Source organism: Pseudomonas sp. P8_229 (assembly GCF_034008635.1).
GTDB lineage: Bacteria > Pseudomonadota > Gammaproteobacteria > Pseudomonadales > Pseudomonadaceae > Aquipseudomonas.
In genome coordinates this window covers 4,762,760-4,784,617 of record NZ_CP125378.1, presented here as the reverse complement: position 1 = coordinate 4,784,617, position 21,858 = coordinate 4,762,760, and the positions used below count along the sequence as shown (strand labels likewise).

Below are 21,858 nucleotides of genomic sequence, written 5' to 3'. Positions count from 1 at the left end.
ACAACACCCCTATTTCGCTTGAGCAAGACAAAAACAAGAGGATTTTCTCATGGCTAAAATCGGATTTATCGGCACCGGCATCATGGGCCACCCAATGGCTTCGAACCTGCAGAAAGCCGGTCACAGCCTGTTCCTGTCGGCGCATCACGACGCCGCTCCGGCCGACCTGATCGCCGCTGGCGCCGTCGCGCTGGCCAACCCGCGCGAAGTCGCGCAGGAAGCTGAATTCATCATCGTCATGGTCCCGGATACTCCGCAGGTCGACGACGTGCTGTTCCGCGCTGATGGCGTTGCCGCCGGTATCGGCAAAGGCAAAGTGGTAATCGACATGAGCTCGATCTCGCCAACCGCCACCAAGGCCTTCGCCAGGAAGATCAACGAAAAAGGCGCGCAGTACCTCGACGCGCCCGTGTCCGGCGGTGAAGTCGGTGCCAAGGCCGCGACCCTGAGCATCATGGTCGGTGGCGACGCCGATGCCTTCGAACGCGCACTGCCGCTGTTCCAGGCGATGGGCAAGAACATCACCCTGGTCGGTGGCAATGGCGACGGTCAAACCGCCAAAGTCGCGAATCAGATCATCGTCGCCCTGAACATTCAGGCCGTCGCTGAAGCCCTGCTGTTCGCTTCGAAAAACGGTGCTGATCCGGCCAAGGTGCGTGAAGCACTGATGGGCGGTTTCGCTTCCTCGAAGATCCTCGAAGTGCACGGCGAGCGCATGATCAAGGGCACCTTCGACCCAGGCTTCCGCATCAGCCTGCACCAGAAGGACCTGAACCTGGCCCTGCAAGGCGCCAAGGAGCTGAACATCAACCTGCCGAACACCGCCAACGCCCAGCAAGTGTTCAGCACCTGCGCAGCGATCGGTGGCAGCAACTGGGACCACTCGGCGCTGATCAAGGGTCTGGAACACATGGCCAACTTCTCGATTCGCGACAAAAAATAAGCCCTGCTCCGTCGCTCGTTCCCACGCTCTGCGTGGGAATGCAGCCCGGGACGCTCCGCGTCCCTGCCGAAGCGGACGCAGAGCGTCCATTGAGGCATTCCTTTGCTGCGCGTGGGAACGATCATCAGCATTAACCAAGAACAATAAGATTGGGAGCCCGCCATGTCGGTCGATCCGCAACAACTGCTGCGCGAGCTGTTTGCCACAGCCATCGACGCGGCCCATCCGAACCAAGTCCTCGAAGCCCATCTGCCGGCCGATCGCAGCGGTCGCGTGATCGTCATCGGCGCCGGCAAAGCCGCCGCGGCCATGGCGCAAGTGGTCGAGCGCAGCTGGCAAGGTGAAGTGTCTGGCCTGGTGGTGACCCGTTACGGTCACGGCGCCCCGTGCGAAAAAATCGAAGTGGTCGAAGCCGCGCACCCGGTACCGGACGCTGCCGGCCTGGCCGTGGCCAAACGCGTGCTGGAACTGGTCAGCAACCTGACCGAAGACGACCGCGTGATTTTCCTGCTCTCCGGTGGCGGCTCTGCCCTGCTGGCGTTGCCGGCCGAAGGCATCACCCTCGCCGACAAGCAATCGATCAACAAAGCCCTGCTCAAATCCGGCGCGACCATCGGCGAGATGAACTGCGTGCGCAAGCACCTCTCGGCGATCAAGGGCGGCCGCCTCGGCAAGGCCTGCTGGCCCGCCACTGTCTACACCTACGCCATTTCCGATGTACCGGGCGACCTCGCCACGGTCATCGCCTCCGGCCCGACCGTCGCCGACCCGAGCACTTCGGCCGAAGCGTTGGCGATCCTCAAACGCTACGGCATCGAAGTCCCGGCCTCGGTGCGCAACTGGCTGCAAAGCCCTGAGTCGGAAACCGTCAAACCCGGTGATCCGAGCCTGGCGCGCAGCCACTTCCAGTTGATCGCCCGCCCTCAGCAGTCGCTGGATGCCGCTGCGGTGAAATGCCGTCAGGCCGGTTTCAGCACGCTGATCCTTGGCGACCTCGAAGGCGAGTCCCGCGAAGTGGCGAAAGTCCACGCCGGCATCGCCCGCCAGATCATCAATCACGGTCAGCCACTGGCGGCGCCGTGCGTGATTCTCTCCGGCGGCGAAACCACTGTGACCGTGCGCGGCAATGGCCGTGGCGGGCGCAACGCCGAATTCCTCTTGAGCCTCACCGACAGCCTCAAAGGCCAGCCCGGGGTTTATGCCCTGGCCGGTGACACCGACGGCATCGACGGCTCGGAAGACAACGCCGGCGCGATCATGACCCCGGACAGCTACGCCCGCGCGGCCGCCCTCGGTTTGAGCGCCAGCGACGAGCTGGATAACAACAACGGTTACGGCTACTTCGAGGCGCTCGACGCGCTGATCGTCACCGAGCCGACCCGCACCAACGTCAACGACTTCCGCGCCATTCTGATCCTTGAGAGCTCCAAATCATGACGCCTGATAAAAAGGTCAAAATCCTCGCCACCCTCGGGCCTGCTGTCGATGGCATCGAAGACATCCGTGAACTGGTCGAGGCCGGGGTGAACATCTTCCGCCTGAACTTCAGCCACGGCGATCATGCCGACCACGCCAAGCGCTATCAGTGGATCCGCGAAGTCGAGCGCCAGCTCAACTATCCGCTGGGCATTCTGATGGACTTGCAGGGGCCGAAACTGCGCGTCGGCAAGTTCGCCGACGGCAAGGTGCAGCTGCATCGCGGTCAGGCCTTCCGTCTCGATCTGGACGCCACGCCGGGCGACGAGCGCCGGGTGAATCTGCCGCATCCAGAGATCATTGCTGCGCTGGAAGCGGGTATGGATCTGCTGCTGGATGACGGCAAACTGCGTCTGCGTGTGGTCACCAAGTACGCCGATGCGATCGACACCACTGTGCTCGCCGGCGGCGAACTGTCCGACCGCAAAGGCGTCAACGTGCCGCAAGCGGTGCTCGACCTGAGCCCGCTGACGGCCAAGGATCGCCGCGACCTGAGCTTCGGCCTGGAACTGGGGGTGGACTGGGTGGCGCTGTCGTTCGTGCAACGTCCGCAAGACATCCTCGAAGCCCGCGAACTGATCGGCGACAAAGCCTTCCTGATGGCGAAAATCGAGAAGCCGTCGGCGGTTGAACAACTGCGCGAAATCGCCGAACTGAGCGACGCGATCATGGTGGCTCGCGGCGACCTTGGCGTGGAAGTCCCGGCCGAAAGCGTGCCGCAGATTCAGAAAAACATCATCACCACCTGCCGTGAACTCGGTAAACCGGTGGTGGTCGCGACGCAGATGCTCGAATCGATGCGTTTCTCCCCTGCGCCAACCCGCGCGGAAGTCACCGATGTGGCCAACGCCGTGGCCGAAGGCGCCGATGCGGTGATGTTGTCGGCGGAAACCGCCTCCGGTGAATACCCGCTCGAAGCGGTGCAGATGATGAGCAAGATCATCCGTCAGGTGGAAAACGGCCCGGACTACCAGACCCAGCTCGACGTCAGCCGGCCGAAAGCTGAAGCGACCGTTTCCGATGCGATCAGCTGCGCGATCCGCCGCATCAGCAACGTGCTGCCGGTCGCGGTGTTGGTCAACTACAGCGAGTCGGGAACGTCGAGCCTGCGTGCAGCGCGGGAGCGGCCGAAAGCGCCGATCCTCAACCTGACGCCGAACCTGCAGACCGCACGCCGTTTGAGCGTGGCGTGGGGCATTCACTCGGTGGTCAATGATCGCCTGCGTCAGGTCGATGAGGTGTGCTCGACGGCGCTGGAAATCGCCCAGGCGCAAGGCATGGCCGAGCGTGGCGACACGCTGCTGATCACCGCCGGTGTGCCGTTCGGCCAGCCGGGATCGACCAACTCGCTGCGTATCGAAACATTGATTTAACCGCCCACCATGATCGTTCCCACGCGCAGCAAAGGAATGCGGCCCGGGACGCTCTGCGTCCCAAGAGCAGACGCAGAGCGTCCTTTGAGGCATTCCCACGCAGAGCGTGGGAACGATCAACTGCCCAGATTTTCTCAACATGCCTGCCAATCATTTCAACACCCACTGCCCCGACTGGGCCGAGGCTTTGCTCAACGGTTTCAGTCAGATATTCCTCCAGCGCCACCCGCTGTGCGGCCTGCTGTGCCTGCTGGCGATCCTGCTCACCGCGCCGGTGCTGTTTGCCGGCGCGCTGCTCGGGGCCGTCGCCGGATTGCTCACCGCACAACGACGCAACTACGCCAAGGCTGATCGCCAGGCCGGATTGTTCAGCTACAACGGCGTGCTGCTCGGTTTGTTGCTGAGCCTGTATTTCCCCTGGTCGCCGATGTTGCCGCCGCTGATTCTGGCCGCCGGAGGCCTGAGCGCGATGGTCACCCAGCAGTGGCTCAAACATGTGTACCGCAGCCGATCGATACCGGCCTACACCTCGCCATTCGTGGTCATCAGCTGGCTCCTGCTGCTGTTCGCCGAACCGTCGGCGCCGATGGCGCACATCGAGATGAACACGCTGAACCTGCTCGCCGCTGAACTCAAAGGGTTTGGCCAAGTGATGTTCCTCGGTCATCCGCTGGCCGGTGCGTTGATCGCCATCGGTTTGCTGATCGCTGATCGCCGCGCCTTTTGCTGGGCGTTGCTGGCCTCGGCCATCGGCCTGGGTTCCAGCCTGCTGCACCACGAAACCAGCGCTGCGCTTTCAGGACTGGGCAGCTACAACGCGGTGCTCGCCGCCCTTGCCTTCAGCAGCCAACGCCAGCAACCGTGGCTGCCGCTGCCGGGCATCGTCCTCGCGCTGCTGGTCACGCCGCTGTTCGCCGCCATCGGTCTGGCGACACTGACTGCGCCGTTCATCCTCGCCTGCTGGTTGATCCGCGCCGGCATCCAGATGCTCGGCAAAACCGCCGTCGACGGCACGCCTTGCGCTCAGGGGGAGAATCAACCTAGGCTGCGCTGATTTATGGCCGGGGCGATTTGAATGAACAGCAACGACACGTGGCGCAATCGCCTGTACGTGATCATTTTCCAGACCGACACGGTGGCCGGCCGCCGTTTCGACAGCACCCTGCTGCTGATCATCCTCGCAAGCCTGGTGGTGGTGATCCTCGACAGCATCGATGAAGTCCATCAGAACTACGCCAACGTGCTGGCGTACATCGAATGGGGCTTCACGGTGATCTTTCTCGGCGAGTACATCCTGCGCCTGTATTGCTCGCCGAAACCGTTGCGCTACGCCTTCAGTTTCTACGGGCTGGTGGACCTGCTGGCGATCGTGCCCGGCATCCTCGCGCTGTACTACAGCGACGCCCAGTACCTGCTGATCATCCGGATCATCCGCATGCTGCGGATCTTCCGGGTACTCAAGCTCGGGCCGTACCTGAAACAGGCGCATTACCTGCTGGACGCCCTGCGCGGCAGCAAGCAGAAGATCCTCGTGTTCCTGCTCAGCGTCTGCACGCTGGTGATGGTGTTCGGCACCTTGATGTACGTGGTCGAAGGGCCGGAACATGGCTTCACCAGCATTCCCAAGGGCATCTATTGGGCTATCGTTACGCTGACCACGGTGGGCTATGGCGACATCGTGCCCAAGACTGTTCTGGGCCAGATCATTTCGTCGCTGGTGATGGTCACCGGTTACTCGATCATCGCCGTACCGACCGGGATTTTCACCGCCGAACTGGCCACCGCCATGCGTGGCGGTCAGTTGCAACATGAGTGCCCGGTGTGTTCGAAAAACAGCCATGAACACGAAGCGTCGTTCTGCTCCCGTTGCGGCAACGCCCTGTTCAGGAAAATGGAATAAGCACAGAGCTTTTTAATCTTTAAGCGACTATGCGCGCCCGGCTATAGTCGCTGGCAAAACGGTATCACCCCCTACCGCCATCACCGACACAACAAGGAATGCGCAGTGAAAAAACTCTTTGGCGCCTCACTTCTCGCCGCCGGTCTTGCCTTTGGCAGCGTGGCTCAAGCCGCACCGACCCTGCTCAACGTCTCCTACGACGTGATGCGCGATTTCTACAAGGACTACAACACTGCGTTCCAAAAGCACTGGCAAGCCGAGCACAACGAAAACATCACGGTGCAGATGTCCTTCGGTGGATCGAGCAAGCAGGCCCGTTCGGTGATCGACGGCCTGCCGGCTGACGTCATCACCATGAACATGGCGACCGACATCAACGCCCTCGCCGACAACGGCAAACTGGTCCCGGAAAACTGGGTCACCCGCCTGCCGAACAACAGCGCGCCGTTCACTTCGGCCACCGTGTTCATCGTGCGCAAGGGCAACCCGAAAGCCCTGAAAGACTGGCCGGATCTGCTCAAGGACGGCGTGCAGGTGATCGTGCCGAACCCGAAAACCTCCGGTAACGGTCGCTACACCTACCTGTCGGCCTGGGGCTACGTGCTGAAGAACGGCGGTGACGAGAGCAAGGCCAAAGAGTTCGTCGGCAAACTGTTCAAACAGGCGCCGGTGCTCGATACCGGTGGCCGCGCCGCGACCACCACGTTCATGACCAACCAGATCGGTGACGTGCTGGTGACCTTCGAGAACGAAGCGGAAATGATCGCTCGCGAGTTTGGTCGTGATCAGTTCGAAGTGATCTACCCAAGCGTCTCCGCCGAAGCAGAGCCACCAGTGTCGGTGGTCGACAAAGTGGTCGACAAGAAAGGCACCCGCGCTGCGGCCGATGAATACCTGAAGTACCTGTGGTCGCCGGAAGGCCAGGAAATTGCCGCCGCCAACTACCTGCGCCCACGGGACCCGGCGGTGCTGGCGAAATACACCGACCGCTTCCCGAAAGTCGATTTCCTGTCGGTCGAGAAGACCTTCGGTGACTGGCGCTCGGTGCAGAAGACCCACTTCAATGATGGCGGGATCTTTGATCAGATTTATACCGGCCAGTAAGGCTTAAGCAGCCATGAAAAAGGCGACCCTCAGCGGTCGCCTTTTTCATTGATCTGCGCAAATCCCTTGTAGGAGTGAGCCTGCTCGCGATAGGGGTCTGTCAGCCACACATGTGCTGAATGATAAGACGCTATCGCGAGCAGGCTCACTCCTACAGGGGGTTGTGTTTGGCAGTTACATCGGTGGGGTGACGCCATCCTTGCCGGCGGAGATGGACTGCGCCGTCAACGTGCCGTCCGCCCCCTGCGTCACAAAGGTAACGATCTTCACCCCGACCTTGAGCAAGCTGCGATCCCCCGGCGTCAGATTGACGATCGGCACGTCCTCCGGCACCAGAATCTTCTGCTGCCCGCTCTTGTAGTTGACGGTCAACACCCGGCCGTTGCTGACCACCAGATCGCCGACGCTGCCATTGGTCATGCTGCTGCCCTTGGCCAGATCGAACGGCCGATGGCCATCGCCGCTGCCGGCCAGTTCCGGCGGGAATACGTGCACTTCCATTGCCTTGAGCGTGCCATCCTCCTGCGGCATGGCGGCCGAGCCGATGTAGCTGCCGGGTTTGATGTCCTCGATATTGGCCAGCGTGACGGCGCGGACCTTGGTATCCGCGGTCAACTGGATGACCACGTTCTCGCCACTGTTGACGTGCACTTTCAACGAGTCGGCGCTGACCCCGGTGATCTCGCCGCGCACGCCGAGCCGCGTGCCGGGGGCATCGGCCGCCTGCACCGCGCTGGCGCCGAGCACGCCGATCAGGGCAATCGTGGTGGTGTGACGCAGCAGTTGACGCAACATGGCAATCCTCCGGTGATGAACAGAAACAGCGCAGCAGTAAACATAAGCACGCTATCGAAGAAGATGTAAGTGAATGTATCATCACCGCTCCCCGGAGGGACGCAAGGTTCGCCGATCGATGCCACCACGCCTGAAGCCAATCATTCCGCAACGGAATAACTGCTATCGATACAAGGCTTCTACCGCCGCCTCGGTGCGTCCCTTAGCCTCACCGCATTCCCTTTCGCTGGATCGAGAAACCTTATGAACGCCACAACTCACGCAATGACCCGAGGCATGGTGCTGCTGTTCGCCTTCTGCTGCGGCGCCATCGTCGCCAACATCTACTACGCGCAGCCGATCATCGGCCTGATCGCCCCGGACATTGGTCTTTCCGACACCATGGCCAGCTTCATCGTCTCGCTGACGCAGATCGGTTATGCGCTGGGCCTGTTCTTTCTGGTGCCGCTGGGCGACCTGCTGGAAAACCGTCGGTTGATGATCATTACCACCGTGGTGGCGATTGCCAGCCTGCTCGGTGCGGCGTTCACCAGTCAGCCCAACGTGTTCCTGCTGATCTCATTGCTGGTGGGTTTCAGTTCGGTGTCGGTGCAGATCCTGATTCCCCTCGCCGCGCATCTGGCGCCGGAGGAATCCCGTGGCCGGGTGGTCGGCGGGATCATGGGCGGTCTGCTGCTGGGCATTCTGCTGGCGCGGCCGGTGTCGAGCGTCGTCGCTGACCATTTCGGCTGGCGCGCGATGTTCATGATTGCCGCGGCGTTGATGGCAGCGATCAGCGTGGTGCTGGCGCTGACCGTGCCCAAGCGTCAACCGGATCACAGCGCCACGTATGGCCAACTGATCGGCTCGTTGTGGACGCTGCTGCGCCAGCAACCGGTGCTGCGTCAGCGGGCGTTTTATCAAGGCTGCATGTTCGCCACGTTCAGCCTGTTCTGGACGGCGGTGCCGCTGGAACTGGCGCGCAACCATGGCCTGTCGCAGAGCGAGATCGCGATCTTCGCCCTGGTCGGCGCCATCGGTGCCATCGCCGCGCCGATCAGTGGACGCCTGGCTGACGCCGGCCACACCCGCATCGCTTCGCTGCTGGCCATGCTGTTCGCGAGCCTGAGCTTCCTGCCAGCGTTCATCCACCCGGCCTACAGCGTGATCGGCCTGGCCGTGACCGGCGTGGTACTCGACTTCTGCGTACAGATGAACATGGTCCTCGGTCAGCGCGCGGTCTATTCGCTGGATGCCAAAAGCCGTGGTCGCCTGAATGCGCTGTACATGACCAGCATCTTCATCGGCGGCGCCTTCGGTTCGTCGGTCGCCAGTGCGGTGTATGAGCAGGGCGGCTGGTTGTGGATCGTGATTGTGGGGAGTGCGTTCCCGCTGCTGGCGTTGTTGCGGTTTTTGAGTGCTTCCCAGCGTGGTTCATTGGCAACGGCGTAAGGCGTCAAAAGCTTCGCGAGCAAGCTCGCTCCCACAGGTCCTCCACTGAACCTGTGGGAGCGGTGCCATTCAATACCGGACCAGTTTTTCCATCGCCGCATCCGCCAGAAAGGAGGAGCGGCTTTTGACATTGTGCTCACGCACATATCGATCGATACGCTGGATCACATAGCCTGGCAACGTCACGTTGACCTTCTCGGTCTTGCCCATATACGGCGAGATATCCAGCTCAAGCATGCCCCAGCCCATGTCGGCAAACTCCGGATTATTGCGATGAGCCGCTGCCGACGTCGGCATGGGAATCGATTCCCCGTCCGCCGCCATCTCCTGCAGCATGATGTGGGCGATTTCAACGGCTGCGTTGTAGGCGTCCTCGAAGCTATCCCCGGCCGTGACGGCGCCGGGAATGTCGGGTATCTGAATGCCGATGGCGGTGTCTTCGTCACCCCATTCGATACAGATCGGATATTGCATTATGGATCTCCCTTGTAGCTGGGTGGCGGGTTGTACAGCCCGGCACGCCTCCTGATGCTTTTGACCGTCCCCAGCGGCAAATCCTTTTTCGGGTGGGGAACGGGAATCGTGTACGGGTTGTGTCGGTGCGTGAAGATATGGTGGCTGCCGGTCACTCGATCCAGCGTCCAGCCCGCCTCCTCCAGCTCCTTGATCAATAGCCTGCTTTGCACCTACCGCCTCCTTGCTTCGGCCCAACAAAAGTAACTCCAGAGTTATCTTTACTCAAGCACAGAAATCTGCAGAGCGACGTTCGGTTGTTTTACAGGATGTGATCAACCCTGCCATTCCCGCGAAGCATGAATGCTATGCCCGGCACCTGCGTTCCGCTGCCCGCGCCTGACGGTCATCCTTGAACCCAGCCACTACCGGCGCTCCCAGAGGAATTTCGAACATGACCCTGCAAGCAAGACTCGACGCGTTCAAAGCCGACTTCAAAGCCGGCAACCCTCCTTACAACGCACCCGCCGACATTCACCCGGTGATGGAGCGCGCCACAGCCGAACTGATCGCCTCCGGCGCGGCAAGCCGTGCCTTGAAGCTCGGCGACATGGCGCCGCTGTTCACCCTGAAAGACCCCGAAGGCCATCCCGTATCGTCGGCTGATCTGTTGGCGCAAGGGCCGTTGGTGCTGACGTTCTATCGCGGTGTCTGGTGCCCGTACTGCAACATGGAGCTGCAAGCGTTGCAGGCCTTTCTCCCTTCGATTCAGCACGCCGGGGCCAGTCTGCTGGCCATTTCGCCGCAGATCGCTGCCAACAGCCGCAAGTCGCAACGCATCAACGAACTGCAGTTTCCGATCCTCAGCGACCCGCGCAATGACGTGGCGGCGGCGTTCGGCCTGCGCTTCGAATTACCGGATTACCTGATCGAGCTGTACAAGAACCTGCGTAACGACCTGCCAACCTTCAACGATGATCCATCGTGGACATTGCCGATGCCGGCGCGTTATGTGATCGGTCAGAATGGCCTGATTCGTTACGCCGAGGTCAACCCGGATTACACTCAGCGTCCCGAGCCTGAAGCAATGCTGGATGCATTGCGCGGCTGATCCGATCCCCATGTGCCCAGGAGCCGCCATGACCCGACGTACCTTCCTCATCACCGGCGCCAGCAAAGGCATTGGCCGGGCGCTGGCCGAACATCTCGACCGCGCCGGGCATCGAGTAGTAGGGATTGCCCGGCAGCCTGACCTGAGTTTTCCGGGCATCCTGTTTCCGCTGGATCTGAGTGATCGCAAGTTGACCGGCGAAGTGCTGGCGGAACTGGCGCGCACGTATGAGTTCGATGGACTGGTGAACAACGTCGGGCTGGTCCGACCGCAGGCACTGGGGGAAATCGATCTGGACGCGTTCGACGACGTCATGCGTCTGAATCTGCATTCAGCGTTGCAGGCCACGCAGGCAGTGCTGCCGGGGATGCGCACGCGGGGTTGGGGTCGGGTGGTGAACATCTCCAGCCTGACCGTGCTGGGCATCACCCAACGCACGGCCTATGCGGCGGCGAAAGCGGCGCTGGTCAGCTTCACCCGTTCGTGGGCACTGGAGCTGGCGCAGACCGGGATCACCGTGAATGCCGTGGCGCCAGGACCGACCGAGACTGAATTGTTTCGCGCCAACAATCCGCCTGGTAGCGAAGGTGAAGCGCGGTATCTGTCCGGGGTGCCGATGGGGCGTCTGGGGCAGCCGGAGGAGATTGCCTCGGCGATTGCGTTTCTGTTGTCCGAGCAGAGCGGGTTTATCACCGGGCAGACACTGTTTGTCGATGGCGGCGCCTCAGTCGGCAAAGCCGCATTCTGACCAACACCCCATTCCCACAGGGGTGACTCAACAACCTCAAGATTGTGCAAGGACATGAGATGGACCGCCTAGCCGCCATGGAAACCTTCGTCTGCGTCGTCGAAACCGGCTCGTTTTCCGCCGCCGCCCGACGGCTGAATATCGGTCAGCCTGCCGTGTCGAAGACCATCGCTCAGCTGGAAAAGCGCCTGGCGGTCAGCCTGTTGTTGCGCTCGACCCGCGGCCTGACCCCGACCGAAGCCGGCCAAGCCTATTTCGAACGGGCCAAACGCGCCATCGATGAAGCCAACGAGGCCGACAATGCTGCCCGGGGCAGCGCCAGCGGTTTAAGCGGCAACTTGCGCATCAGCGCCGCCGTGACCTTCGGCCGCCTGCACATCGTGCCGCAACTGGGGTCGTTCCTGGATCAGCATCCACAACTGAACATCGACCTGATGCTCGACGACCGCAACATCAATTTGGTCGAAGAAGGCATCGACGTCGCCCTGCGCATGGGCGCACTGACCGATTCGGGCCTGACCGCCCGCAAAATCGCCGACTGCCGCCGCGTGGTACTCGGCACGCCGGCCTACTTTGCCAGGCACGGCGAGCCGAGCTGCCCCGCCGAATTGAGCAAACACCAGGCGGTCGTCTACAACCTCGGTGGGGGCACCACCTGGGAGTTCACCAAAGGCGCAGAACAACAATCGGTCATCATCAGCGGGCGTCTGCGCGTCAGTGCGGCCGAAGGAGTACGCGAAGCGGTACTGGCCGATCAAGGCCTGACCCTCGCCTCCGAATGGATGTTCGCCCCGGAACTGGCCAACGGCGCGGTGAAAATCGTTATGCACGACTGGACGCTGCCCGATCTGGATTTATGGGCGGTATTTCCAACGGGAAGAATGGCCAGTGCCAAGGCGCGGGCGTTTGTCGAGTATGTGCAGGGGTTGTTGGCCAGCTGAACAGCCAGATCAAAAGATCGCAGGCTTCGCCAACGCCTGCAGGGTGGCGATTGCAACGCTTCAAAACAAAACGGCGATCCGAAGATCGCCGTTTTCATTACTGCCCGAACTGCTTGCCCAACCCCGGCGGCACGCCGTGGATGTCGGTGTCTTCCCAGGGGCCGCTGGGGCTGATCGAGCGGCTCCAGCCGTTGTTCCAGCGGAAGTAGGTGCGCTGGCGGTAGAAGGTGTTGGGTTGGTCGTCGAGGACGTAGACGCCGAGCTTCTGGTCCCAATGGCTGTTGCCACCCGGTGGCGGGGCGAAGCTGGCAGAGGTGCGTGGCACCGGTTTGGACGGTTTGGCCGGAATGCTTTTGCCCGGGGTCGGTGAGGTCGACGGGGTCGGGCTCGGTTGTGACGGCGGGATCGGCGGCAGGTGGGTGGTCGGTTCCGGTCGGTGCACCGCACATGCGCTCATGCCCAGGGCCAATGTGATGACGGTGATGCGGGCGAGGCTGTGCATGGCGGTGCTTTCCTGTGGGTCCCGGCGGCTATTTGTCCGGGCTGTCGATGATCAGTTTTTGTAGTGCGGTGGTGCTGCTGGCCAGTGGGCCGCTGCGCCCTACCCATTCCCCGGCGGTCGGCTGACCGGCGCGGGAGATGCGTGCAACCAGTTGGACTTCAGGAAAGTTCGACAGTTTCAACTGCGGCATCATGGCGTCGGCATCGCCCAGCTCGACGGTCACTGGCAGATCGGCCACGGTCAGACGCTTGGCCGCCAGCGGTGCCGGTGGGCCGGACGTGGCGCGAGCGAAGATGAACACGCTGTCACCCGGCTGCACCTTGCTCCTGAGTTCACTGGCCAGGTCAACGTCGACCCTGAGCAGTGCAGCGACCTTGGCGGCCGGCGCTACGGCGAGCTTGCCGCCGCTGGCCTGCAGGCGCTCGGTGGCGCGCTCGATCCCGCCTTGCAGCGCGGCGCGGGAGTTATCGTCGGCCGGCAGTTGCGCCAGCAGGCGGTTCCAGTAATCGATGGCTTGCTGGTAACGCTCGCCTTCGAACGCGGCGATGCCGAGCAGCCCGAGGCTGGTGACTTCTTTCGGATCGGCTTTCAGCGCTTCGTCGGTCAGGGCCTGGATCTTGTCCGACCACTTCTTGCCATCGGCAAAGTACTGCGCCTGCGCCCACTGGCCGAGCAATTCCGGCTGACGACCCGCCAGGTTGGCCGCGCGTTCGAACATCTTCGCTGCGTCCGCCGGACGATCCTGAGCCATGTAGGTGCGACCAAGGAAGTACAGGCCTTCCGCCGAGTCCGGTTGCGCAGCAACGGCACGCTCCAGGCGCTGGGTCATCTGCTCCATCGACTGTGGCGCCTGGGCGAATTCGCGGGTCAGCTCGACCTTGTCGGCAGCGCCGAAATGCAGATACAGCCCCAGACCCAACACCGGCACCAGCACCGCTGCCAGCAGCGGCAACGGTTTGCCCAGCTTCGAGACGCGCGGCGCGGCAACGCCTTCGGTGTCCGCGAGCAGTTCACGCGCAGCTTCCGCGCGGCCGCTGTCCATTTGCGCGGCATCGAGTACGCCTTCGGCCTGTTGCGATTGCAACTCGGCCACGCGCTCCTGATACAGCGCGACGTTCAGGGCAGTCCGATCCTCTTCACGCTGGGCGCGACGGCCACGCAATACCGGGATCAGCAGAAAACTCAGGGCGACCAGAAGCAACAGCCCTGCGGCAAGCCAGAAATCAATCATTCTTGGTTTTTATCCAACAGTTGGTCGAGGCGCTGACGTTCTTCGATGGACAGCGATTGCGGGGGCTCGGCGCGCTGGCCGCGACGACGGCGAACGATCACCACGATCACCGCCAAACCGCCCAGCAACAGCCCGGCCGGGCCGAACCACAGCAGTGCGGTCTTGGCGTTGAGCGCCGGTTTGTAGCGGACGAAATCGCCATAGCGGTCGACCATGAAGTCGATGATCTGCTGATTGTCCTTGCCCTCGCCGAGCATGCGGAAAATCTCTTTGCGCAGGTCGGCAGCAATCGGCGCGTTGGAGTCGGCGATGTCCTGGTTCTGGCACTTGGGGCAGCGCAGTTCCTTGGTCAACTCGCGGAAACGCTCGCGATCACCCTCTTTGGCGAACTCGTAAGTGTCGATCGCGGCATGCGCCGCACCGGCCAGACTCAGGCCCAATACCACGGCGGCGAGAAAACGCTTCATGGCTTCGCCTCATCGACCAGCGCCTGATACTTCGCCGCGAGCTTCTCGCGCCAGACCTGCTCGTCGATCACCCCCACGTACTTGTCGCGAATGATGCCCTTGGCGTCGATGAAGAAGGTTTCCGGTGCGCCGTAGACGCCGAGGTTCAGCCCCAGCGAGCCTTCGTCGTCGCGGATATCCAGCACATACGGATTGTGGAACTCGGCCAGCCACTTCAAGGCATCGGTGTTGGTGTCCTTGTAGTTGATGCCGTAGATCACCACGCCGCGCTCGGCGAGTTTGTTCAGCACCGGGTGCTCGACCCGGCAAGAGATGCACCAGGTGCCCCAGACGTTGACCAGCGCCGGTTTGCCGAGAATGTCAGCCTTGGTCAGGGTCTTGTCACCCTGCACATTCGGCAGAGTGAACTCCGGGAATGGCTTGTTGATCATCGCCGACGGCAGCTCCGCCGGATCGAGGTACAGACCGCGATAAAGAAATACCGCCACCAGCAGGAACATCGCCAGTGGCACCAGCATCAACCAACGTCTCATGCAGCGGCTCCTTGCAGGCCGAGGGCTTCACGCACCCGGGCTTTGACCTTGACTCGATAACGCCGATCCAGCGCCGCCAGCAAACCACCCAGACCGGTGAGCAGGCCACCGAACCAGATCCAGCGCACGAACGGTTTGACGTGGACGCGCACCGCCCAGGCGCCGTTTTCCAGCGGCTCGCCCAGTGCGACGTAGAGATCGCGGGTGAACCCGGCGTCGATCCCGGCTTCGGTCATCATCGAACTCTGCACGGTGTACAGGCGTTTTTCCGGGTGCAACACGCTGACTTCCTTGCCGTCGCGAATCACCCGAATGGTGCCCTTGTCGGAAGTGAAGTTCGGCCCTTCGAAGTGTTTGGCGCCTTCGAAGATGAAGTGATAACCGGCCAGATCCATCGACTCGCCCGGCGCCAGGCGCAGGTCGCGCTCGGCACTGTTCTGGCTCGACAGCACCACACCGAGGGCGCACACGGCGATGCCCAGGTGAGCGATCTGCATGCCCCAGTAGCTGCGGGTCAGGGTTGGCAGGCCCTTGATCAGGCCTTTGTGGCGGGTCTTGTCGAAGATGTCGCGCACACCGGCCAGCAGCACCCACGCGGCGAGCAGGAAGGTGGCGATCACCGCCCAGTTGAAATCGCCGTAAGCGACACCGGCCACCACGGCCAGTGCGACGCTGCCGAGCAGCACGGGCGTCAGCATGTTCGCCAGCCATTTCACCGGAGTGTCTTTCCAACGGACGATCACGCCGACCGCCATCACCACCATCAGCAACGCCATCAGCGGGATGAACAGTGCATTGAAGTACGGCGGGCCGACCGACATCTTCGCGCCGCTCAACGCATCGAGAATCAGCGGGTACAGCGTGCCGAGCAGGATCATCGACGCGGCGACGACCAGCACCAGGTTGTTGCCCAGCAGCAGGGTTTCCCGCGACCACAGGTTGAAGCCGACCTGGCTCTTGACCACCGGGGCGCGCAAGGCGAACAACGTCAGCGAGCCACCAACCACGAACAGCAGGAAGATCAGGATGAACACGCCGCGCTCAGGGTCCGAGGCAAACGCGTGCACCGACGTCAGCACGCCGGAACGCACGAGAAATGTACCAAGCAGACTGAGGGAGAACGCGGCAATCGCCAGCAACACCGTCCAGCTCTTGAACACGCCGCGTTTTTCCGTGACCGCCAGCGAGTGGATCAACGCAGTGCCAACCAGCCATGGCATGAACGAGGCGTTTTCCACCGGGTCCCAGAACCACCATCCGCCCCAGCCGAGTTCGTAGTAAGCCCACCACGAACCGAGGGTGATGCCGATGCCGAGGAAGGCCCAGGCCACAATCGTCCATGGCCGCGACCAGCGTGCCCATGCGGCGTCGAGACGACCACCGAGCAAAGCGGCGATGGCGAACGCGAACGCCACGGAGAAACCGACGTAGCCCATGTACAGCATCGGCGGATGCACGATCAGGCCGATGTCTTGCAGCAATGGATTGAGGTCACGACCATCCGCCGGAATCTGCGGCAGGATGCGCGAGAACGGGTTGGAGGTGAGGATCAGGAACAGCAGGAAACCGGTACTGATCATGCCCATCACCGCCAGCACGCGGGCGAGCATGACTTGCGGCAACTGCCGGGAGAACACCGACACGGCGAAAGTCCAGCCACCGAGAATCAGCGCCCATAGCAGCAGCGAGCCTTCGTGAGCGCCCCACACCGCGCTGAACTTGTAGTACCACGGCAGTGCGCTGTTGGAGTTCATCGCCACGTAGCCGACCGAGAAATCATCGGTCATGAAGGCGTAGGTCAGGCAACCGAAGGCAAACAGCAGGAACGCAAACTGGCCCCACGCTGCCGGCTGGGCCAGGCCCATCCACATACGATCGCCGCGCCACGCGCCGAACAACGGCACCACGGCCTGCACCAGGGCAAAACACAGCGCCAGAATCATCGCCAGATGGCCGAGCTCGGGAATAAACAGTGCGGACGTCATCGATCAACCCTCCTTCGCTTGGGTCGGCGCGGATTGACCACTGTCTTTCAAGGCCTTGGTCACTTCCGGCGGCATGTACTTCTCGTCGTGCTTGGCCAGCACTTCATCGGCGACGACCACGCCGTCGGCGTTGAGTTTGCCCAGGGCAACAATGCCCTGCCCTTCGCGGAACAGGTCCGGAAGGATGCCGCGGTAGGTGATGGTCACGGCTTTGTTGAAGTCGGTAACGACGAATTTGACGTCCAGCGAGTCCGGCGAGCGTTGCAGCGAACCCTTCTCGACCATGCCGCCGGCACGGATACGCGTGTCTTGCGGTGCTTCGCCGTTGGCGATCTGGGTCGGGGTGTAGAACAGATTGATGTTCTGCTGCAGGGCGCTCAAGGCCAGGCCGACGGCAGCGCCGACCCCGACCAGAATGGCCAGAATGATGATCAGACGTTTTTTGCGCAGCGGATTCACTTGCCGTTCTCCCGGCGCAGACGACGCGCCTCTTGTTGCAGATAACGCTTGCGGGCCGCGATCGGCGCCACCACGTTGAGGATCAGCACCGCCAGACAGATGCCGTAGGCCGACCAGACATACAGGCCATGATGGCCCATGGCGAGGAAGTCGCCGAATGAAGCAAAACTCATCGAGCGGCCTCCAGACTGTTCTGCACTTCTTCTTTCACCCAACTGGCGCGGGCTTCGCGCTTGAGCACTTCAAGGCGCATGCGCAGCAACAGCACGGCGCCGAAGAAGCAGTAGAAACCCAGCACGGTCAGCAACAGCGGCAGCCACATTTCGGCCGGCATCGCCGGTTTTTCGGTGAGGGTGAAGGTCGCACCCTGGTGCAGGGTGTTCCACCACTCCACCGAGTACTTGATGATCGGGATGTTGATCACACCGACGATCGCCAGTACCGCGCAGGCCTTGGCGGCGCTGTCACGGTTGCTGATGGCATTGCCCAGCGCGATCACGCCGAAATACAGGAACAGCAGAATCAGCATCGAGGTCAGGCGCGCGTCCCAGACCCACCACGAACCCCAGGTCGGTTTGCCCCAGATCGCCCCGGTGACCAGCGCCACGGCGGTCATCCACGCGCCGATCGGGGCCGCGCATTGCAGGGCGACGTCGGCCAGCTTCATTTTCCACACCAGGCCGACCACGCCGCACACCGCCAGCATCACGTAGATCGACTGCGCAAGCATCGCGGCAGGTACGTGGATGTAGATGATGCGAAAGCTGTTGCCTTGCTGATAATCCGGCGGCGCGAAGGCCAGGCCCCAGACGACGCCAACGGTGATCAGCAACAACGCTGCGATGCTCAGCCACGGCAAGAACTTGCTGCTGATGCCGTAGAACCACTTGGGCGAGCCGAGCTTGTGAAACCAGGTCCAGTTCATACTGTTTCCATCACGGGTGCCGCTCATCGGTGTGAGCAGTCTCAGGGTCTTTGCTGGTTAAATTTTAACCAGACCTCATTATTCGCCGACGCTGATCTTCAGGCCAGCAGCTATTGCAAAAGGTGTCAGGGTGATCGCCAGGGCGGTCAGGCTACCCAGCCATAGCAGATACCCGGTCGCCGGCATGCCTTGCACGGCGGCCTGCAAGGCGCCACTGCCAAGGATCAACACCGGGATGTACAACGGCAGAATCAGCAGCGCCAGCAACAGGCCGCCGCGTTTCAAACCGACCGTCAGTGCCGCGCCCACCGCGCCGAGCAAGCTCAGCACCGGTGTTCCCAGCAGCAACGAAAACAGCAAAACCGGCAGGCAGGCGGCAGGCAAACCGAGCATCAACGCCAGCAGCGGTGAGAGCAGAACCAGTGCCAGCCCGGAGAAAAGCCAGTGTGCCAGCACCTTGGCCAAGACCAGAAGTGGCAGCGGGTGCGACGAAAGGACCCACTGTTCCAGGGACCCGTCTTCGAAATCACTGCGGAACAGCCCGTCCAGCGAGAGCAGGACGGACAAAAGCGCCGCCACCCAGACTAACCCGGGGGACAGGTTTTGCAAGACTTGAGTTTCCGGGCCGACGGCCAGCGGGAACAAAGCGATGACAATGGCGAAGAAAATCAGCGGATTGGCCAGTTCGGCCGGGCGACGAAACAGCAGGCGGGACTCACGGGCAACCAGCAGGCCGAACACACTCATACTGCCCAGTTCCCCAGATCGATGTCGCGATAACCGGCCGGCATCCGGCTCAGCGTGTGGTGCGTGGTCAGCACCACCAGACCGCCGCTTTCGCAGTGTCTGGCCAAGTGCTCTTCGAGTTGCGCCACGCCCTGTTTGTCGAGCGCGGTGAACGGCTCGTCGAGAATCCACAGCGGCGGGCTGTCCAGATACAGCCGCGCCAACGCCACGCGACGTTGCTGACCGGCGGACAGGGTATGGCAGGGAACATCTTCGAAGCCGCGCAAACCTACAGCTGCCAAGGCCTGCCAGATCGCCTCGCGTCCGGCAGGCTGATGCAGGGCGCAGAGCCAGGACAGGTTCTCTTCCGGGGTCAGCAGGTCCTTGATCCCGGCGGCGTGGCCGATCCACAACAGGTTGCGCGCCAGTGCGCTCGGCTGTGCGGCCAAAGGCTGACCATTGAGCAGGACCTGACCGCTGGTCGGCTGCATCAACCCGGACAACAGGCGCAGCAGACTGGTCTTGCCGCTGCCGTTGGGGCCGCTGATCTGCACCATATCGCCACTGGCCAGTCTCAATTCGAGATTTTCGAAGAGCAGCCGCAGGTCTCGCTCACAGGCAAGGGCAACGGTTTGCAGGACAGGACTGGTCAAGGGATCACGGGCCTTATACGGTTCAAGTCGGCTCTGGCGCGGCCGTTAAAGAGATGCAGGATAAATGCAATGACGGTGCGAACCAGAGAGCTGGATCAAACAATTGCTATGTTTTTTGAACGAATCGCAAGACGGGCGGCATTATACATGCCGTGCCTTACTCTCAAGAGTGCAATTTCCTCAGGTTGTGTCCGCGTATGACAGGCGAAATGAACATCCTCCCGCTCCCGCCCATCACCCCTGCGAACGCGCGTCCGCTGGTGATGAGTGGTGAGTTGCTCAAGCTGCTGACGCCGGTCGAAGGCTTGATCGGCGCCGGGCAAAGCGCCCAGGCCGAGGTGTTATCGCTCAAGCAGGCAGACCAGACCTTTCAACTGCTGCTCAAGGTGACCGTCGACGGCGGTCGCCAGACCACCGTGCAAGCCAGCAGCAACCTGCCGCTGCCGACCGGTACCAACCTGGCCGTGACTCAACCGTCGGCGGGTAACCTGGCGATCACCGTGCAGCAGGCCATCGCCAGCAGCGTCGCTGCCCTCACCCGCATCGATACGGCGCAGTTGCCGGTCGGTACCCTGCTGCAAGGCAAGGTGCTGACCTCGCAGACATTGCCGCCAGTGCCTGGGCAGCCGACGGTGTTCCGTTCACTGGTGAGCCTGCTCAACACCGCGCAGAGCGGCGCCACACTGGACATCGACAGCCCGACGCCGCTGCGCATCGGCACCCTGCTCTCGGCCTTGGTCGAGGATTCGCAGACGCTGAAATTCGTGCCGCTGAGCAGCCGTCAGGACCAGTTGGCCGTAAGCCAGCAACTGCTTGGCCAGCAGAGTCGCCAAGGCTCGCTGGACGGTTTGCTCAACGCTTTGCAGAACCTGCCGAGCGACGACCAGACCTCGCAGGATCTGCGCGCAGCCGTCGTACGCTTGCTCGCCAACCTGCCCGACGTGCAGCAGATGAGCACCGCCAAAGGCGTGGCCCTGGCCCTGGCCAACAGCGGCGCCTTCCTCGAAGCCAAGCTGTTGACCGGGCAAAGTCCGGCACTGGCCCCGGACCTGAAAGCCGATCTGCTCAAGCTGATCGCGCAACTGACCCCTGGCCTGCCGAGCAGCACCAGCTTCAACGCGATCATTGCCGCCAACACCCTGGCGCAAGCGCTGCCGAGCTTCGTGCGCAACGCCCTCGGCACCCTCGGCCAGGTCAGCGCCAAACCGCTGCCCAGCAGCTTCCCGCTGCCCGACCGCCTGCTGCAAAGCCAGGACGGCGAAGGTGATCTGGAGCATCTGCTGCGCCTCGCTGCGGCGGCCGTGTCGCGCCTGCAAAGCCATCAGCTGTCGAGCCTGGAACAGACCGGAGTCACCGATGACGGTCGTCTGCTGAGCACCTGGCAGCTGGAAATCCCCATGCGCAACCTGCAAGACATCGTGCCGTTGCAGGTCAAGTTCCAGCGTGAAGAAGCGCCGGAGCGCGAACCGCAACCGAACGAACGCCGCGATGAGCGCGAGCCCAAGCAACAACTGTGGCGCGTCGATCTGGCGTTCGACATGGAACCGCTCGGGCCGATGCAGATTCAGGCGCAACTGATCGCCGGCAGCCTGTCCAGCCAACTGTGGGCCGAACGGCCGTACACCGCAGACCTGATCGAAAACAACCTGTTCGCGCTGCGCCAGCGCCTGCTCGATCGCGGGCTCAACGTCGGCGATATCGACTGCCACCTCGGCACCCCGCCGCAAGGCAACCAAACCCGCCTCGAACACCGCTGGGTCGACGAAACCGCATGAACGATTCCACTGCTCCACGCCAGGCCATCGCCCTCAAGTACGACGGCAACCACGCCCCGACCCTCACTGCCAAGGGCGACGAGGAACTGGCCGAGGAAATCCTGCGCATTGCCCGCGACTGTGAAGTACCGATCTATGAGAACGCCGAACTGGTGCGCCTGTTAGCGCGGATGGAATTGGGCGACAGCATTCCCGAAGAGCTGTACCGCACCATCGCCGAGATCATCGCGTTTGCGTGGAATCTGAAGGGCAAATTCCCCGAGGGACATGATCCGCAGGCACCGATGGTGGAGAAGGATGTTACCGAACGCGGGGATGATTACTGAG

At 62.3% G+C, this 21,858-nt stretch carries 25 protein-coding genes; 12 read left to right on the top strand and 13 right to left on the bottom strand.

What is annotated here, in order from left to right; genetic code table 11:
* Positions 1–49: 49 nt before the first annotated feature.
* From QMK55_RS21675 to QMK55_RS21650, 6 genes are all read left to right on the top strand, one after another.
* A complete protein-coding gene (locus QMK55_RS21675) occupies positions 50–943 on the top strand; it encodes a 2-hydroxy-3-oxopropionate reductase (protein ID WP_320329937.1) in 894 nt (297 codons plus the stop codon).
* A 162-nt stretch (positions 944–1,105) separates the two neighbouring features.
* Positions 1,106–2,380, top strand: coding sequence for a glycerate kinase (locus QMK55_RS21670; protein ID WP_320329936.1), 1,275 nt, complete (start codon positions 1,106–1,108; stop codon positions 2,378–2,380).
* Entirely contained in the window at positions 2,377–3,792 is a 1,416-nt protein-coding gene (gene pyk / locus QMK55_RS21665; protein WP_102355209.1) for a pyruvate kinase, read from the top strand. The genes QMK55_RS21670 and pyk overlap by 4 nt, the downstream gene beginning before the upstream one ends.
* A 139-nt stretch (positions 3,793–3,931) precedes the next feature.
* Positions 3,932–4,846, top strand: coding sequence for an urea transporter (locus QMK55_RS21660; RefSeq protein ID WP_102355210.1), 915 nt, complete (start codon positions 3,932–3,934; stop codon positions 4,844–4,846).
* Positions 4,847–4,867: 21 nt separating this feature from the next.
* Positions 4,868–5,692 carry an ion transporter gene (locus QMK55_RS21655; protein WP_320329935.1) on the top strand — a complete coding sequence of 275 codons (825 nt, stop codon included), beginning with the start codon at positions 4,868–4,870 and terminating at the stop codon, positions 5,690–5,692.
* A 105-nt stretch (positions 5,693–5,797) separates the two neighbouring features.
* Positions 5,798–6,796, top strand: coding sequence for a sulfate ABC transporter substrate-binding protein (locus tag QMK55_RS21650; protein ID WP_102355212.1), 999 nt, complete (start codon positions 5,798–5,800; stop codon positions 6,794–6,796).
* A 174-nt stretch (positions 6,797–6,970) separates the two neighbouring features.
* Here QMK55_RS21650 and QMK55_RS21645 read toward each other — a convergent pair whose 3' ends face one another.
* Positions 6,971–7,591, bottom strand: coding sequence for a DUF5666 domain-containing protein (locus tag QMK55_RS21645; RefSeq protein WP_320329934.1), 621 nt, complete (start codon positions 7,589–7,591; stop codon positions 6,971–6,973).
* Positions 7,592–7,834: 243 nt separating this feature from the next.
* On the opposite strand from QMK55_RS21645, the gene QMK55_RS21640 reads away from it, so the two are divergent.
* Complete coding sequence (locus QMK55_RS21640; RefSeq protein WP_102355214.1) at positions 7,835–9,022, top strand: MFS transporter; 1,188 nt, start codon at positions 7,835–7,837, stop codon at positions 9,020–9,022.
* Positions 9,023–9,091: 69 nt separating this feature from the next.
* Here QMK55_RS21640 and QMK55_RS21635 read toward each other — a convergent pair whose 3' ends face one another.
* Positions 9,092–9,496 carry a type II toxin-antitoxin system HicB family antitoxin gene (locus QMK55_RS21635; protein WP_102355215.1) on the bottom strand — a complete coding sequence of 135 codons (405 nt, stop codon included), beginning with the start codon at positions 9,494–9,496 and terminating at the stop codon, positions 9,092–9,094.
* Positions 9,496–9,708: a type II toxin-antitoxin system HicA family toxin gene (locus QMK55_RS21630; RefSeq protein WP_102355216.1), complete on the bottom strand. Its 213-nt coding sequence runs from the start codon at positions 9,706–9,708 to the stop codon at positions 9,496–9,498. The genes QMK55_RS21635 and QMK55_RS21630 overlap by 1 nt, the downstream gene beginning before the upstream one ends.
* A gap of 221 nt (positions 9,709–9,929) precedes the next feature.
* Here QMK55_RS21630 and QMK55_RS21625 point away from each other — a divergent pair, with 221 nt between their 5' ends.
* From QMK55_RS21625 to QMK55_RS21615, 3 genes are read left to right on the top strand one after another with little or no spacing between them, the layout of a single operon-like run.
* Positions 9,930–10,586, top strand: coding sequence for a peroxiredoxin-like family protein (locus tag QMK55_RS21625; RefSeq protein WP_102355217.1), 657 nt, complete (start codon positions 9,930–9,932; stop codon positions 10,584–10,586).
* Between the two features lie 28 nt (positions 10,587–10,614).
* The gene (locus tag QMK55_RS21620) at positions 10,615–11,334 is read left to right on the top strand and encodes an SDR family oxidoreductase (RefSeq protein ID WP_102355218.1); all 720 of its coding nucleotides are present in this window, start codon (positions 10,615–10,617) and stop codon (positions 11,332–11,334) included.
* 59 nt (positions 11,335–11,393) lie between these two features.
* A complete protein-coding gene (locus tag QMK55_RS21615; RefSeq protein ID WP_102355219.1) occupies positions 11,394–12,275 on the top strand; it encodes a LysR family transcriptional regulator in 882 nt (293 codons plus the stop codon).
* Positions 12,276–12,372: 97 nt separating this feature from the next.
* Here QMK55_RS21615 and QMK55_RS21610 read toward each other — a convergent pair whose 3' ends face one another.
* From QMK55_RS21610 to ccmA, 10 genes are all read right to left on the bottom strand, one after another.
* Positions 12,373–12,777 carry a hypothetical protein gene (locus QMK55_RS21610; RefSeq protein ID WP_320329933.1) on the bottom strand — a complete coding sequence of 135 codons (405 nt, stop codon included), beginning with the start codon at positions 12,775–12,777 and terminating at the stop codon, positions 12,373–12,375.
* Between the two features lie 28 nt (positions 12,778–12,805).
* Positions 12,806–14,008, bottom strand: coding sequence for a c-type cytochrome biogenesis protein CcmI (gene ccmI, locus QMK55_RS21605; protein WP_320329932.1), 1,203 nt, complete (start codon positions 14,006–14,008; stop codon positions 12,806–12,808).
* Entirely contained in the window at positions 14,005–14,475 is a 471-nt protein-coding gene (locus QMK55_RS21600; RefSeq protein ID WP_320329931.1) for a cytochrome c-type biogenesis protein, read from the bottom strand. Before QMK55_RS21600 ends, ccmI begins: the two co-directional genes overlap by 4 nt.
* Positions 14,472–15,008, bottom strand: a complete 537-nt coding sequence (locus QMK55_RS21595) for a DsbE family thiol:disulfide interchange protein (RefSeq protein WP_102355223.1) — start codon at positions 15,006–15,008, stop codon at positions 14,472–14,474. The genes QMK55_RS21600 and QMK55_RS21595 overlap by 4 nt, the downstream gene beginning before the upstream one ends.
* A complete protein-coding gene (locus tag QMK55_RS21590; RefSeq protein WP_102355224.1) occupies positions 15,005–16,993 on the bottom strand; it encodes a heme lyase CcmF/NrfE family subunit in 1,989 nt (662 codons plus the stop codon). The genes QMK55_RS21595 and QMK55_RS21590 overlap by 4 nt, the downstream gene beginning before the upstream one ends.
* A 3-nt stretch (positions 16,994–16,996) precedes the next feature.
* A complete protein-coding gene (gene ccmE / locus QMK55_RS21585) occupies positions 16,997–17,452 on the bottom strand; it encodes a cytochrome c maturation protein CcmE (RefSeq protein ID WP_102355225.1) in 456 nt (151 codons plus the stop codon).
* Positions 17,449–17,625: a heme exporter protein CcmD gene (gene ccmD, locus QMK55_RS21580; RefSeq protein ID WP_003222944.1), complete on the bottom strand. Its 177-nt coding sequence runs from the start codon at positions 17,623–17,625 to the stop codon at positions 17,449–17,451. The genes ccmE and ccmD overlap by 4 nt, the downstream gene beginning before the upstream one ends.
* On the bottom strand, positions 17,622–18,377 hold the full coding sequence (locus QMK55_RS21575) for a heme ABC transporter permease (RefSeq protein WP_025111913.1): 756 nt from the start codon (positions 18,375–18,377) through the stop codon (positions 17,622–17,624). The genes ccmD and QMK55_RS21575 overlap by 4 nt, the downstream gene beginning before the upstream one ends.
* A 78-nt stretch (positions 18,378–18,455) precedes the next feature.
* A complete protein-coding gene (gene ccmB / locus QMK55_RS21570; protein WP_102355227.1) occupies positions 18,456–19,124 on the bottom strand; it encodes a heme exporter protein CcmB in 669 nt (222 codons plus the stop codon).
* Positions 19,121–19,756, bottom strand: a complete 636-nt coding sequence (ccmA, locus tag QMK55_RS21565; protein WP_320329930.1) for a cytochrome c biogenesis heme-transporting ATPase CcmA — start codon at positions 19,754–19,756, stop codon at positions 19,121–19,123. Before ccmA ends, ccmB begins: the two co-directional genes overlap by 4 nt.
* 197 nt (positions 19,757–19,953) lie before the next feature.
* On the opposite strand from ccmA, the gene QMK55_RS21560 reads away from it, so the two are divergent.
* On the top strand, positions 19,954–21,531 hold the full coding sequence (locus QMK55_RS21560; RefSeq protein ID WP_320329929.1) for a flagellar hook-length control protein FliK: 1,578 nt from the start codon (positions 19,954–19,956) through the stop codon (positions 21,529–21,531).
* Positions 21,528–21,857: an EscU/YscU/HrcU family type III secretion system export apparatus switch protein gene (locus QMK55_RS21555; RefSeq protein WP_025111916.1), complete on the top strand. Its 330-nt coding sequence runs from the start codon at positions 21,528–21,530 to the stop codon at positions 21,855–21,857. Before QMK55_RS21560 ends, QMK55_RS21555 begins: the two co-directional genes overlap by 4 nt.
* Position 21,858: the final 1 nt, after the last annotated feature.